Source organism: Nocardiopsis sp. CA-288880 (assembly GCF_050955985.1).
In the GTDB taxonomy this organism is placed as follows: domain Bacteria; phylum Actinomycetota; class Actinomycetes; order Streptosporangiales; family Streptosporangiaceae; genus Nocardiopsis; species Nocardiopsis tropica.
In genome coordinates this window covers 6,162,982-6,175,674 of sequence record NZ_CP192105.1, presented here as the reverse complement: position 1 = coordinate 6,175,674, position 12,693 = coordinate 6,162,982, and the positions used below count along the sequence as shown (strand labels likewise).

The window sequence follows — 12,693 nt, the reverse complement described above, 5'->3', positions numbered from 1 at the left end:
CCCATGAGTGAGCGCGAGTACGTCCTGACCCTTTCGTGTCCCGACAGCAGGGGCATCGTCGCGGCGGTGGCCAACCTGCTGTCCGACCACGGTTGCAACATCACCGAGAGTCAGCAGTACGGCGACCACTACACGGGCCGCTTCTTCCTGCGGATGCAGTTCGTGGCGGAGCCGGGCGGCGACGGGCCGGTCGGCGAGGACGTGCTGCGCGGGGCGTTCGCGGCGCTGGCGGGGGACTTCGGGTCCGGTTCGGGCGAGGCGTTCGTCGAGTGGACGCTCAACTCCCGCGACGTGCGCCCGCGCATGATCGTCATGGTGTCCAAGTTCGGCCACTGCCTCAACGACCTCCTCTACCGCCAGCGCAGCGGGCTCCTGGACGTCGACATCGCCGCCGTGGTGTCCAACCACCCGGACCTGGGGTTCCTCGCGGACTCCTACGGCGTGGACTTCCACCACCTGCCGGTGACCGCGGGGAACAAGCCGGAGCAGGAGGCGCGGCTCCTGGAGCTGGTGGACTCCTACGACGTGGACCTGGTCGTCCTGGCCCGCTACATGCAGGTGCTCTCCGAGCAGCTGTGCACCAAGATGTCCGGCCGGATCATCAACATCCACCACTCCTTCCTGCCGAGTTTCAAGGGTGCGCGCCCCTACCACCAGGCCCACACGCGCGGGGTCAAGCTGATCGGCGCGACGGCCCACTACGTCACCGCCGACCTGGACGAGGGGCCCATCATCGAGCAGGAGGTGTCCCGGGTGGACCACACGCACAGCCCGGAGCAGCTCACCGCGATCGGCCGGGACCTGGAGTCGGTGGCGCTGGCGCGCGCGGTCAACTGGCACGCGCAGCGCCGGGTGCTCCTCAACGGGGGGAAGACGGTCGTCTTCGGCTGACGCCGGGGACACGGCCTCCCCGGCGGATCGCCGGGCGGGACCGCTTTTCGGACTCAGGGGCGCCTTCCGGGGCGCCCTTTTCGTTTTCCCGAGAAGCAAGGGTGTGTCGTGCCCGTGGAGACGAGATGGGAAAGACTCTCTCCTCTTCTGACCAGCGATTCGTTACTCAAAGTATCTTGGCCACTACGTACAGTGTGTATATGGTGTGTTTAGTTCGGAACTCATCTGGCCGTCCCATGGCGCAGATACCGGGTTTCGGTCCGAAATCTCCGAGGGCAATGCGCTCGGAGGAGGGGGCAGAAAACATGGGCAAGCACTTCGACGACGCCGCCGGCAAGGCCAAGGAGGCCTACGGCAAGGCCGCGGGGGACCGCGGCAAGGAGGCCGAGGGCAAGGCGGACCAGGCCAAGGCCGATGCCAAGGACAAGGCCGACCGGGCCAAGGACAAGGCGAAGGACGCGAGCGAGAAGGCCAAGAACGTCTTCAAGCGCTGACGACCGCTGTGACCACGGGGTTTCTGCACACTGCGCAGGGGGGGACCAGTGTCGGACATCAGAACCGAAGCGAAGGTGCCGGGCGCCCGCGAGGCGGGCAGGGGGGACGCCTCCGGCGACGGGGGAGGACGCACCCAGATCGCGGACGGGGTGGTCGCGAAGATCGCCGGGATGGCCGCGCGTGAGATCGGCGGCGTCCACGCGATGGGCGGCGGGACGGCGCGCGCCGTCGGCGCCGTGAGGGACGCCGTGACCGGCGGCGGCGCCGACCGCGGCTCCGTCTCGCGCGGGGTCTCGGTCGAGGTGGGTGAGAGCCAGGCCGCCGTGGACATCGACCTGGTCGTCGAGTACGGGGCCGCCATCCAGGACCTCGCGGCCTCCGTGCGGCGCAACGTCGCCACGGCGGTGGAGCGCATGACCGGCCTGGAGGTCACCGAGATCAACATCAGGGTGGACGACATCCACCTGCCCGACGAGGACCGGGACGACGACTCCGACGACTCCGGGCCCCGGGTCCGGTAGTGGCGGCCGGCGGCGGGGACCCGGGCGAGGTGGCCCGGCGCGTGGCCGAGGAGGCCGTCCGCTTCCCGGACGTGGTGGAGCTGTCGTCCGGAGGGTTCGGAACGCTGGCCACCCCCGTGCCCGGCGGACGCGTGCACGGCGTCGCGGTGCGCTCGGACGGGGTCGAGGTGGGCGTCGTGGTCCGCTTCGGGCGACCGCTGCCGGAGATCGCAGCCGAGCTGCGCCGGGGCCTGGCCCCGCTGGCCGGCGGCCGCACCGTCCACATCTCGGTGGAGGACGTGGTCGCCGGTCTCGGCGACGGCAGCCGGACGGGGCTCTGAACGTGGAAGCAACAGGTGCTGGACAAGAGGGGGAAGCCATGTGGCCCATCGTCGGCCTGTCCTACGGGACGGTACTGGGTCTCGCCGCCGCCTTCGGCGGGTTCGCGGCCTTCGCGCTGGTCCTGGTTCTGGGCCTCGTCGGGTTCGTCGCGGGCCGGGCGATGGAGGGCGAGATCGACCTCGGTGAGATGTTCTCGCGGCGATCGGCCTGAGGCGGGTCCCTCGGACGGTCGAGGGCGCCGCCGACACACACGCCCCGGAGGGAAGGAGCGGCCGTGGCCGGAGTGCGGACCGATACGGTCCCCAGGCAGAGGGAGCACCCGCCCGGCGGGCCGGGCCACGGGCGGCACGAGCGCGAACACGGTCCCGCGGGCCGCACCGTCATCGAGCCCGGAGTGGTCGAGAAGGTCGCGGCCCGGGCCGTCCGCGAGGTCGAGGGGGCCCGCGCGGCCAGGTCGAGGGCCGCACGGGCGAAGGTGAGCGGTGACGTGGTCCTTCTGCGGCTGCGGATCACCGTGCGCTACCCGCGCTCGGCGCGGGAGGTCGCCGCCCGTGTCCGCGGACACGTCAAGGAACGGGTCGAGCGGACCACCGGCAAGCAAGTCCACCACATCGACATCGAGATCGCGGAGCTGGTGCGCTGACATGACCACCGTGGAAGAGGTGCTCGGCCGCCCGGACCAGGGCGTCGACCGTCGGGCGAAGCGGGTGGCGGTCCATACCTTCCGGCCGAGGAGGTCGTGGCCCGCGGTGATCACGGGGCTCGTGATCCTCGTCGTGGCCGTCGTCGCCGCCGCCGAGGTGATCTCCGCGCTCGCCGGGAGCCCGCTGCGGCTCATCCCGGTGGGCGCGGCCACCGGATACGCCGGGGCCACCACCTGGTCCGCCCCCTCGGTGCAGATCGCGTCGGCCGTCCTGGCGCTGATCGGCCTGGCGCTGATCGTGGCCGCCCTCACGCCCGGGCACGGGCACTGGACCGCGCTGCGCACCGACGACCCCGCACTGGTGGTGGGGCTCACCAGGCCCGCCCTGCGCCGTGCGGTGGCCGCGGCGGCGCACGAGGTCAGCGGTGTCGACTCCGTGAACGTCGCCGTCCGGGGCAACAGGCTACGGGTGCACGTGCGCACCGGTATGCGGGAGGCCGCGGGGCTGCCCGCGGAGGTGACCGCGGCCGTGGAGCGGCGGTTGGAGGAGCTGGCGCCGCTGCGCAGCATGCGGATCGCCACCCATGTCAGGTACGCGGAGGTGTGACCGTGGTGCGAGACAGGGCCCGCAGGTCGGCCCGGGGGAACCGGTGGGGCCTCGCGGTCGTGGGCGCGGTCCCGCTCGCCGCGGGGCTGGCGGCGCTCGCCGCGGGACGCGGGCTGTTCGGCGCGTCCCTCGCGGAGAGCCCCCTGCTCAGCGCGTCGGCGGCCGACTTCCTCGGACGGCCGTGGGTGCCGTACGCGGCGGTCGCGGTGGCGTTCGCCGCGGGGTTCCTGGCGCTGCGCTGGCTGATGATCCAGGGGCTCAACGACACCGTGGGGCGCCTGGTCCTGGACAAGGGCCACGACGGCCGGGTGGAGATGTCCGAGAGCGTGGCCCGCGGAGCGCTGGAGCAGGAGGTCGCGGACTACCCGGGTGTGCGCCGCGCACGTGCGAGGCTGACGGAGTCCTCCGACGCGCCGCACCTGCGGCTGGCGCTCACCCTGGACGAGGACGCCGACGTCAGGGGGGTGTGGCAGCGGGTGCGCTCGGACGCCCTGGCGAACCTGCGCAGCTCGCTCGACCTGGAGAGGGTGCCCGCCGTCGTGCGGATGTCGATGACCGCTCCGGCCAAGAACCCCCGGCGGGGCCTCGCCTGAGGGGGAGGGCCCGGGGACGGCGCAACCGCGCGACGCCCCGGGGCGCGGTCCGCGACAGCCGCCGCGAACCCCGCCTCGGCAGCGTCTTCCCGCCCACCGCCCTCGGCGGCCCTCCCGCCTCCCGTGTCCCCGACCTCCCGGGTCGGTACACCTAGGACAGGGCGGCGTCCGCGTCGCCGCGCTCGTGCCGCACGCGGCCGTCGCGCAGGACGGTGCGCACGTTGCGCTCGGGATCCGCGAGCACCCCGATGTCGGCGAGGGGGTCGCCGTCCACGACCAGCAGGTCGGCACGGGCGCCGTCGCGCAGGGTGCCGACGACGCCCTCCAGGCCGAGGAGCCGGGCGGCGTTGACGGTGGCCGAGCGCAGGACGTCGGCGGCGGGCTGGACCCGGCCGCGGATGGCGAACTCCCGGCTCTGGCGGTCCTGCATACCGCCGAGCAGGTCGCTGCCGAAGACCAGGTTCACCCCGGCCTCGTGCGCCATGCGCAGCGCGTCCATGCCGCGGGTGAGGACGGTGTCGACCTTCTCCTGGCTCGCGGCGGGCAGGCCGTAGGCGGCGCCCTGGAGGGACAGTTCCTCGTAGGTCACGAGCGTGGGCACCAGGAAGGCGTCGTGCTCCAGGAACAGCTCGACGCTGCTCCGGTCGATGAGGTTGCCGTGCTCGATGCAGCGCACGCCCAGGCGCAGGCCCCGGTTGACGGCGCGGGCGGTGTAGGCGTGGCCGGTGACGTAGCGGTTGGCGGCCTCGGCCTCCTCCACCACGGCGCGGATCTCGTCCTCGGAGGACTGCGTGGAGTCGATGCGGTCGGTCGGGGAGGCGACCCCGCCCGACAGCATGATCTTGAGGTGGTGCGCGCCGGTGCGGAGCTGTTCGCGCGCGGCCCGGCGGAACTCGTCGGGGCCGTCGCAGACCACGCCTGCGCCGGGGCAGCAGGCGTGGGTGTCGTTGCCCTGGCGGCCGGGGCCCCGGAAGTCGCCGTGCCCGCCCGTCTGGGAGAGGGCCTTGCCGCCGAACATCAGCCGGGGGCCGTCGACCAGCCCCTCCTCGACCGCGAGGGCCAGGCCCCAGTCGCCCCCGGCGACGTCGCGGACGGTGGTGAAGCCGCGCTTGAGCATGGCGTTGAGGGACGTGGCGGCGTAGCTGGCGACGTAGGAGGGCGAGTGGTCCATGGCCGCGCCGAGGTCGGCGCTGAAGGCGGTCGCGTGGATGTGGCCGTCGATGAGGCCCGGCATGAGGGTGGCTCCGCCCAGGTCGACGACCTCGACGGCCCCGCCCGTCTCGGGGGCGGGGCCGCGGCCGCTGCCCGCGATGAGCCCGTCCTCCACGAGCAGCCAGGAGTCCGGCGTCCTGGTGCCCGCCTCCGGGTCGAGGAGGCCCGCCCCGGTGAAGAGGAGCGGCGGCTGGGACTGGCGGGTCATGTGTACCTCCGATGGAACGGCTCGGCGTGTGGGCCACGCATCTGCAATATATGTTGCATCAAAGGCGCGCGGACGGCCAGGGGGTGGTATCGCTTGGTGGACGCGCGGACCGGGGTGTTCCGGCCGCGCCGGGACGGAGGGGTGATGGCGGACTGGATCGAGGCCGCGCTCGGCGACGGGCGCCTGGGCCGCGCGGCCGAGCGCGTGGTCAGGGTGCTGCGGGACCAGCCGAGGTTCGCGTCCTACGCGAGCACCGCGGAACTGGCCGAGCGCGCCGGGGTCAACGTCGCCACGGTGGTCCGCGCCGCGCAGGCCCTCGGGTTCAGCGGCTGGCCGGCGCTCCGCGTCGAACTGCGCTCGCGCTACCTGGCCTCCCTCAGCGCGGGGGAGGTGCTGGCCGAGCACGCCGGGTCCGACGCCGACCCGGTCCGGGCGGCGGTCCGCGCCGACCGCGAGGGGCTGCGGACCCTGGAGCTCACGCTCGAACCCGGCAGGGTGCGCGCGCTCGCCGCCTCCATCCACACCGCGCGCAGGACCAGGGTGGTGGGCTCGGGGACCTTCGCGGCGCCCGGCCTGCAGCTGGCGCACGCCGCCGGGATCATGGGCTACGACGTGGAGCGGTTCGACGTCGGGGGGACGGCGCTGGTCAACGCCCTGGCGCGGATGGGGCCGGAGGACCTGCTGGTGGCGTGCGACCTGTGGCGGCTGCCCACCGCCCTGCGCGCCGCGGTGAGGGTCGCCGGGCAGCGGTCGGTGCCGGTCGCGGTCATCACCGACCGCAGGGACTCCCCGCTGGCGGAGGGCGCCGCGCACCTGCTGCTCGTCCCGAGCGAGGGGGTGGGCATGTTCCCCTCGCTGGTCCCGGCGATGTCGGTGATCCACGCGGTGCTGGCCGAGCTGGCGCGGATCGGCGGGGACGGGGTGCTGCGGGCCGTGCGCGACACGGAGCGACTGTGGGAGGAGTCGGAGCTCTTCTGAGCGACGGCCGGGTGGATGACCTGCGGCGACGGAGTGACGCGCACGTGACGTGATCAGAGTCACGTTCTTTGCAATAAGTGTTGCACTTCACTGGCGCGACTGCTTTCATGGCGGACGGATCACCGCCGGTGGTCTCCCCCCCCGTGCCCATCCCCTGAACCGAACCTCGCAGGTGGCCAATGCAGACGACCCATCTCGTGATCCTCGCCGTGTACATCCTGGCCATGCTGGGGATCGCCCTCTACTTCCTGCGCTCCGGCAGGGTCAGCGGCGGTGACGACTTCCTCTTCGCCGGACGCAGCCTCCCCCGCCCGGTCATGATCGCCACCATGCTGGTCACCTGGGTCGGGTCCGGAACCATCATCGGCGGCGCCAACTTCGCCTACACCTACGGGCCGACGGCCGGGCTCGTCTTCTTCGCGGGCACCCCGCTGGGCATCCTCGTCCTGCTCCTGGCGGCCCGCCGCATCCGGAGGGCCTCCAGGCACACCATCCCCGAACTGCTGGAGGTGCGCTTCGGGATCGGGGTCCGCACCGTCGCGGCGGTGGTCACCACCATCGCCTTCCTGGGGCTGACCGCCTCGCAGTTCGTCGGCGGCGGGTACGTCGTCAGCCTGGTCACCCCGCTGTCCGCCACCCAGGGAACCCTGCTCATCGCCGTCGTCGTGACCCTGCTGACGATCAGCGGCGGCCTGTTCTCGGTCGCCTACACCGACTTCGTGTCCGCCATCCTCATCGTGCTCGGCCTGTGCATGGCGCTGCCCCTGGTGTTCGCCGCGGTCGGCGGTCCGGGCGCCTACTGGGACGGGCTGCCGGAGCAGGCGCGGACCTTCAGCGGCGGGCTGAGCGCGCTCCAGCTCCTCGGCTACTTCCTCCCGCTGTTCCTGCTGCTCCTCGCCGACCAGAACATGTACCAGCGCCTCGCCGCCGCCAAGGACGAGCGCGACGCCAGGTCCTCCACACTGGGCATGCTGGTGGGCAGCTTCTTCGTCTTCATCCCCGTCGTCCTGCTCGCCACGGCCGCCGCCGTCCTCATGCCCGGCATCAACGGGGACATGGCGGTTCTCGCCCTGGCCTCCGAGGGCTACCTGCCCGCCGTCCTGGGCGGCCTGATCCTGGCCGGCGCGGTCGCCTTCGTCATCACGACGGGCTCGTCGTACATGCTGTCCGGGGCCTCCAACGTCGCCTACGACCTGTACGCGCGGTTCGTCGGGGACCGGGTGAGCGAGCGGAGCAAGCTCGTGGTCCAGCGGCTGTCGGTCCTGGGCATCGCGCTCGCGGGCCTGGCCCTGAGCCTGTACTTCCCGACCGTGCTCGAGCTCCAGATGTACTCGTACACCGTCTACGGCGCGGCGATCACCCCGGTGGTCCTGTCGGTGCTGTTCTGGAAGCGCGCGACCACCGCCGGAGCCGTCGCCGCCCTGGTCGTCGGCGCGGCCACGACCATCGGCTGGCAGCTGGCCGGAACCCCGGCCGGCCTGAACGGGGTCATCGCGGCACTGCCCGCGGCCCTGGTCGCCCTGGTCGTCGTCAGCCTCCTCACGAAGGCGCCGGACCCGGCGAGGGTGGCCGCCGCCGTCGCGGCGCCCGACGCCGACACCGGCGCCGGGGCCGACGCCCCGAAGTGACCCGCCCCCGGGCCGCGCTCCGGCGCGGCCCGGCCGGCGTCCCCGCGCAGGCGGGGCGCCCGGCCGCCGCGGCGGAGGCCGCCGCGCGCGCTCCACGGGTTCCGAGGGTCCCCGGTCAGCACTCGATGACGTTGACGGCGAGGCCGCCGCGCGAGGTCTCCTTGTACTTGTCCATCATGTCGCGGCCGGTGTCGCGCATGGTGCGGATGACCTTGTCCAGCGACACGAAGTGGCTGCCGTCGCCGCGCAGCGCCATGCGGGTCGCGCTGATCGCCTTCACGGAGGCGAGGGCGTTGCGCTCGATGCACGGCACCTGGACGAGGCCGCCGATCGGGTCGCAGGTCAGCCCCAGGTTGTGCTCCATGGCGATCTCGGCGGCGTTCTCCACCTGGGCCGGGGTGCCGCCCAGGACCTCCGCCAGGCCGGCGGCGGCCATCGAGGAGGCCGAGCCCACCTCGCCCTGGCAGCCGACCTCCGCGCCCGAGATCGACGCGTTCTGCTTGAACAGGATGCCGATCGCGGCGGCCGTGAGCAGGAAGCGCACCACGCCCTCGTCGCCGGCCCCCGGGCTGAAGTGCAGGTAGTAGTGCAGCACGGCCGGAACGATGCCCGCGGCGCCGTTGGTCGGCGCGGTCACCACACGGCCGCCCGCCGCGTTCTCCTCGTTGACGGCCAGGGCGTACAGGGTGATCCAGTCGCTGCCGCGCATCGGGTCGGGGTCCACCCCGGTCGGCGCCAGCAGGCCCGCCTCGTCGCAGTTCCCGCCCAGCTGCCGGTACAGGCGGTGCGCCCGGCGCGGCACCTTCAGGCCGCCGGGGAGGCTGCCCTCGGTCATCACGCCCCGGCGCACGCACTGGCGCATCGCGGTCCAGATGACCAGGAGCTCCTCGCGGATCTGCTCGGGGGTGCGTCCGAACGCCTGCTCGTTGTCGAGCATCACCGCGCTGATCGACTTCCCCGTCTCCGCGCAGATCGCCAGCAGCTCCTCGGCACTGTCGAACGGGTGCGGGACGACGGTGACGTCGGGTGTGATCCGGTCGGCTCCGGCGGCGCGCTCGTCCACGACGAAGCCGCCGCCCACCGAGTAGTACACCTTGGAGGCCAGTTCGCCCCCGTCGGCGTCCAGGGCCGCGAACCGCATCCCGTTCGGATGGTCGGGCAGGCTCTCCCGGCGGCGGAAGTCGATGTCCACGGCCGGGTCGAAGGCCACCCGCGGCCCGTCCGGGCCGCCCAGGCACAGGGCCCGGTCGTCCCGGACCCCCTCGACGATTCCGGGGACCCCGTCCACGTCCACGTGCTCGGGGGTGTGCCCCATCAACCCCAGCACCACGGCGGTGTCGCTGCCGTGCCCCTTGCCGGTGAGCGCCAGGGATCCGTACAGCTCGGCCCGGACACGGGCGGTCCGGTCGGCCGTGCCCGCCTCGCGCAGCCCGGTGGCGAACGTGCGGGCCGCCTTCATCGGGCCGACCGTGTGCGAGCTGGACGGCCCGATGCCGATCTTGAACAGGTCGAACGCGCTGATGGCCATGGCTGTCCTCCTCGTTGAGTACAGGGCCCGGGGAGCAGAGGTGCCGTGCGGGGCCCGGGGGCCCCGCACGGCGGGCGCCCTACAGGTTGGGGTAGAGCGGGTACTTGGCGGTCAGGGCGCGGACCCTGCCGCTCAGGGCGTCGGCGTCGAACTCCGGCTTGAGCGCCTCGGCGATGACGTCGGCGACCTCGGCGAAGTCTTCGTCGCCGAACCCGCGGGTGGCCAGGGCCGGGGTGCCGATCCGCAGACCGGAGGTGACCATCGGCGGACGCGGGTCGTTGGGCACCGCGTTGCGGTTGACCGTGATCCCGATGCCGTGCAGGCGGTCCTCGGCCTCCTGGCCGTTGAGCCGGGAGTCCACCAGGTCGACCAGGACCAGGTGCACGTCCGTGCCCCCGGAGGCGACCTTGACGCCGGCCTCGGCCATGTCCGGCCGGGTGAGGCGCTCGGCGAGCAGGCGCGCACCGCTGACGGTGCGGCGCTGGCGCTCGGCGAACTCCTCGCCCGCGGCGACCTTGAACGAGACCGCCTTGGCGGCGATCACGTGCTCCAGCGGTCCGCCCTGCATGCCGGGGAACACCGCGGAGTTGATCTTCTTGCCGTACTCCGACTTCGCGAGGATCATGCCGCCGCGCGGCCCGCCCAGCGTCTTGTGCGTGGTGGTGGTGACCACGTCGGCGAACGGCACCGGGTTGGGGTGCAGCCCGGCGGCGACCAGCCCGGCGAAGTGCGCCATGTCCACCATCAGCAGGGCGCCGACGGAGTCCGCGATCTCCCGGAAGCGGGCGAAGTCCAGCTGGCGCGGGTACGCCGACCAGCCGGCGACGATCATCTTCGGCTGGTGCTCCTTGGCGAGCGCCTGGACCTCGTCGTAGTCGACGGTGCCGTCCTCGTCGCGCACGTGGTAGGCGACCGCGTTGAGGATCTTGCCGGAGTAGTTGATCCGCATGCCGTGGGTGAGGTGGCCGCCGTGGGCCAGGTCCAGGCCCAGGATGGTGTCGCCCGGCTTGAGCAGTGCGAAGTACACGGCCGTGTTGGCCTGCGCGCCCGAGTGCGGCTGCACGTTCGCGTGCTCGGCGCCGAACAGCGCCTTGGCGCGGTCGATCGCGAGCTGCTCGACGACGTCGACGTGCTCGCACCCGCCGTAGTAGCGGCGGCCGGGGTAGCCCTCGGCGTACTTGTTGGTCAGGACGGTGCCCTGTGCCTCGATCACCGCCTGGGGGGCGAAGTTCTCCGAGGCGATCATCTCCAGGGTGTCGCGCTGGCGGGCCAGCTCCGCGTCGACCGCGGCCGACACCTCGGGGTCCAGTTCGCCCAGTGTCTGGTTGAGCGTGTTGTCAGTAGCCATCGGGGGCCTACTCCTCGCCTTCGGTCAGCTTCGTGTACTCCTCGGCGGAGAGCAGCCCGGAGGGCTCCTCGGCGAGCCGGGCCCTGAACAGCCAGCCACCCTCGAAGGGGGCGGTGTTGATCGTCTCGGGCGCGTCCTCGAGGGACTCGTTGACCTCGACGACCTCGCCGCTGACCGGCGAGTAGATGTCGCTGACGGACTTGGTGGACTCCACCTCGCCGCTCGGCTCACCGGCGGTCACCTCGCTGCCGACCTCGGGCAGCTCGACGAAGACGATGTCGCCCAGGGACTCGGCGGCGAACGAGGTGATCCCGACGGTGGCGATCCCGTCCTCGACCGCGACCCACTCGTGTTTGGCCGTGTAACCCAGCTCCGTGGGAACGCTCACTTCAACTCTCCTTGGAGGTGTTCCATTTTCCTGCCGTGCACCTGTGCTGCCCGGCCCGGCCTACGCCCGGTCGCGCCCCGTGCGTGCCGGTCCCCGGTCAGGGGATCCGGCCGCGCGGGGCGCGCGGGCCTTCGGGGTGTGAAGGCCCCTGCTGCTACGGCTGCCGCTTGTAGAACGGCAGCTCGACCACGTCGACGTCCTCGCCCCTTCCGCGCACGTCCACGGTGAACGCGCCGGTCGAGGTGTCGAGGTCGCCGTCCACGTAGGCCATGGCGATGGGGCGGCCCAGGGTGGGGGAGGGCGCGCCGCTGGTGAGGGTTCCGACGGTCTCGCCGTCGCGGAGGACGTCCTGGCCCTTGCGCAGCGGGCGGCGCCCGCGCGCGACGAGGCCGACGAGGCGGCGGGGTCGGGCGGTGCGGGAGGCCTCCTCCAGGGCGCCGCGGCCCACGAAGTCGCCCTCCTTCTCGAACTTGACCACGCGGCCCAGCCCGGCGTCGAAGGGGGTGAGCTCCGCGGTGAGCTCCTGCCCGTACAGCGGCATCCCGGCCTCCATGCGGAGGGTGTCGCGGGCCGACAGCCCGGCCGGGACGAGCCCGTGCCGTTCGCCCTCGGCCATCAGGGCGTCCCAGACCAAGGGGGCCTTCGCGGCGGGCCGGACGAAGATCTCGAAGCCGTCCTCGCCGGTGTACCCGGTGCGCGCGAGCAGGACGGGCTGGCCGGCGACGGTGTGCTCGTACCCCGCGTAGTAGCGGATGCCGTCCAGGTCCGCGTCGGTGAGCGGCGCGAGGATCTCGACCGCGCGCGGCCCCTGGATCGCGATCAGGGAGTGGTCGGCGGACTCGTCCGCCACCTCGACGTCGAAGCCCTCGGCGCGTTCGGCCAGCGCGGCGGCGACCACGGGCGCGTTGGCGGCGTTGGCCACGACGAGGTACTCCTCCTCGCCCAGCCGGTAGACGATGAGGTCGTCCAGGACGCCGCCCCCGGCGTCGGTGATCATGGTGTAGCGGGCGCGGCCGACCTTGACCCGGGACAGGTGGCCGACCAGGGCGAAGTCGAGGGCTTCGGCGGCCTGCGGGCCGGTGAGGCGGATCTCGCCCATGTGGGAGAGGTCGAAGAGTCCGGCGGCCTCGCGGACCGCCTTGTGCTCGGCGGTCTCGCTGCCGTAGCGCAGCGGCATGAGCCATCCGGCGAAGTCGACCAGCGTGGCGCCGGCCTTCTCGTGGACCTCGCGGAGCGCGGTGGCGCGCGGCGCTGATGCGGGATCGGACATGGGCACTCCCGAGAGGATGGGCGTCGTGTCGTGCAGAGGCGTTGCCATCCTCCCCCTCTGTC

General features: G+C 72.9%; 15 protein-coding genes. 10 read left to right on the top strand and 5 right to left on the bottom strand.

What is annotated here, in order from left to right:
* The first annotated feature begins 3 nt into the window (after positions 1 to 3).
* The 8 genes from purU to ACQPYD_RS26585 all read left to right on the top strand — a co-directional run bounded on the left by purU (position 4) and on the right by ACQPYD_RS26585 (position 4,071).
* Positions 4 to 891 carry a formyltetrahydrofolate deformylase gene (purU, locus tag ACQPYD_RS26620; protein ID WP_433698210.1) on the top strand — a complete coding sequence of 296 codons (888 nt, stop codon included), beginning with the start codon at positions 4 to 6 and terminating at the stop codon, positions 889 to 891.
* A gap of 305 nt (positions 892 to 1,196) precedes the next feature.
* Positions 1,197 to 1,385: a CsbD family protein gene (locus tag ACQPYD_RS26615; protein ID WP_267946262.1), complete on the top strand. Its 189-nt coding sequence runs from the start codon at positions 1,197 to 1,199 to the stop codon at positions 1,383 to 1,385.
* A gap of 48 nt (positions 1,386 to 1,433) precedes the next feature.
* A complete protein-coding gene (locus ACQPYD_RS26610) occupies positions 1,434 to 1,907 on the top strand; it encodes an Asp23/Gls24 family envelope stress response protein (RefSeq protein WP_433698209.1) in 474 nt (157 codons plus the stop codon).
* On the top strand, positions 1,907 to 2,227 hold the full coding sequence (locus tag ACQPYD_RS26605) for a hypothetical protein (RefSeq protein ID WP_267946260.1): 321 nt from the start codon (positions 1,907 to 1,909) through the stop codon (positions 2,225 to 2,227). The genes ACQPYD_RS26610 and ACQPYD_RS26605 overlap by 1 nt, the downstream gene beginning before the upstream one ends.
* A gap of 38 nt (positions 2,228 to 2,265) precedes the next feature.
* A complete protein-coding gene (locus ACQPYD_RS26600) occupies positions 2,266 to 2,439 on the top strand; it encodes a hypothetical protein (protein ID WP_267946259.1) in 174 nt (57 codons plus the stop codon).
* 63 nt (positions 2,440 to 2,502) lie between these two features.
* The gene (locus ACQPYD_RS26595) at positions 2,503 to 2,871 is read left to right on the top strand and encodes a hypothetical protein (RefSeq protein ID WP_433698208.1); all 369 of its coding nucleotides are present in this window, start codon (positions 2,503 to 2,505) and stop codon (positions 2,869 to 2,871) included.
* Between the two features lies 1 nt (position 2,872).
* Positions 2,873 to 3,478 (top strand): DUF6286 domain-containing protein, encoded by a 606-nt coding sequence (locus ACQPYD_RS26590; protein ID WP_433698207.1) that lies wholly within the window; start codon positions 2,873 to 2,875, stop codon positions 3,476 to 3,478.
* A gap of 2 nt (positions 3,479 to 3,480) precedes the next feature.
* The gene (locus ACQPYD_RS26585; protein ID WP_433698206.1) at positions 3,481 to 4,071 is read left to right on the top strand and encodes an alkaline shock response membrane anchor protein AmaP; all 591 of its coding nucleotides are present in this window, start codon (positions 3,481 to 3,483) and stop codon (positions 4,069 to 4,071) included.
* 151 nt (positions 4,072 to 4,222) lie between these two features.
* Here the strand turns inward: ACQPYD_RS26585 and ACQPYD_RS26580 are convergent, their stop codons facing one another.
* On the bottom strand, positions 4,223 to 5,491 hold the full coding sequence (locus ACQPYD_RS26580; protein ID WP_433698205.1) for an amidohydrolase family protein: 1,269 nt from the start codon (positions 5,489 to 5,491) through the stop codon (positions 4,223 to 4,225).
* 144 nt (positions 5,492 to 5,635) lie between these two features.
* Here ACQPYD_RS26580 and ACQPYD_RS26575 point away from each other — a divergent pair, with 144 nt between their 5' ends.
* On the top strand, positions 5,636 to 6,469 hold the full coding sequence (locus tag ACQPYD_RS26575) for a MurR/RpiR family transcriptional regulator (protein ID WP_433698204.1): 834 nt from the start codon (positions 5,636 to 5,638) through the stop codon (positions 6,467 to 6,469).
* Between the two features lie 179 nt (positions 6,470 to 6,648).
* Positions 6,649 to 8,097: a sodium:solute symporter family protein gene (locus ACQPYD_RS26570; RefSeq protein WP_433698203.1), complete on the top strand. Its 1,449-nt coding sequence runs from the start codon at positions 6,649 to 6,651 to the stop codon at positions 8,095 to 8,097.
* Between the two features lie 115 nt (positions 8,098 to 8,212).
* On the opposite strand, the gene ACQPYD_RS26565 is transcribed toward ACQPYD_RS26570, so the two are convergent.
* The 4 genes from ACQPYD_RS26565 to gcvT form a co-directional block, all read right to left on the bottom strand.
* The gene (locus ACQPYD_RS26565; RefSeq protein ID WP_433698202.1) at positions 8,213 to 9,625 is read right to left on the bottom strand and encodes an L-serine ammonia-lyase; all 1,413 of its coding nucleotides are present in this window, start codon (positions 9,623 to 9,625) and stop codon (positions 8,213 to 8,215) included.
* A gap of 79 nt (positions 9,626 to 9,704) precedes the next feature.
* Positions 9,705 to 10,973 (bottom strand): serine hydroxymethyltransferase, encoded by a 1,269-nt coding sequence (gene glyA, locus ACQPYD_RS26560; protein WP_267946250.1) that lies wholly within the window; start codon positions 10,971 to 10,973, stop codon positions 9,705 to 9,707.
* Positions 10,974 to 10,980: 7 nt separating this feature from the next.
* Entirely contained in the window at positions 10,981 to 11,361 is a 381-nt protein-coding gene (gcvH, locus tag ACQPYD_RS26555; RefSeq protein WP_267946249.1) for a glycine cleavage system protein GcvH, read from the bottom strand.
* 154 nt (positions 11,362 to 11,515) lie between these two features.
* Positions 11,516 to 12,631, bottom strand: coding sequence for a glycine cleavage system aminomethyltransferase GcvT (gene gcvT / locus ACQPYD_RS26550; protein ID WP_433698201.1), 1,116 nt, complete (start codon positions 12,629 to 12,631; stop codon positions 11,516 to 11,518).
* Between the last annotated feature and the right edge of the window lie 62 nt (positions 12,632 to 12,693).

Bases quoted from the DNA above. Each gene is read 5' to 3' on its own strand.
- ACQPYD_RS26615 (WP_267946262.1), top strand. From the start codon at position 1,197: ATGGGCAAGCACTTCGACGACGCCGCCGGCAAGGCCAAGGAGGCCTAC.
- glyA (WP_267946250.1), bottom strand. From the start codon at position 10,973: ATGGCTACTGACAACACGCTCAACCAGACACTGGGCGAACTGGACCCC.
- purU (WP_433698210.1), top strand. From the start codon at position 4: ATGAGTGAGCGCGAGTACGTCCTGACCCTTTCGTGTCCCGACAGCAGG.
- ACQPYD_RS26590 (WP_433698207.1), top strand. From the start codon at position 2,873: ATGACCACCGTGGAAGAGGTGCTCGGCCGCCCGGACCAGGGCGTCGAC.
- ACQPYD_RS26580 (WP_433698205.1), bottom strand. From the start codon at position 5,491: ATGACCCGCCAGTCCCAGCCGCCGCTCCTCTTCACCGGGGCGGGCCTC.
- ACQPYD_RS26575 (WP_433698204.1), top strand. From the start codon at position 5,636: ATGGCGGACTGGATCGAGGCCGCGCTCGGCGACGGGCGCCTGGGCCGC.
- ACQPYD_RS26565 (WP_433698202.1), bottom strand. From the start codon at position 9,625: ATGGCCATCAGCGCGTTCGACCTGTTCAAGATCGGCATCGGGCCGTCC.
- ACQPYD_RS26600 (WP_267946259.1), top strand. From the start codon at position 2,266: ATGTGGCCCATCGTCGGCCTGTCCTACGGGACGGTACTGGGTCTCGCC.
- gcvT (WP_433698201.1), bottom strand. From the start codon at position 12,631: ATGTCCGATCCCGCATCAGCGCCGCGCGCCACCGCGCTCCGCGAGGTC.
- ACQPYD_RS26570 (WP_433698203.1), top strand. From the start codon at position 6,649: ATGCAGACGACCCATCTCGTGATCCTCGCCGTGTACATCCTGGCCATG.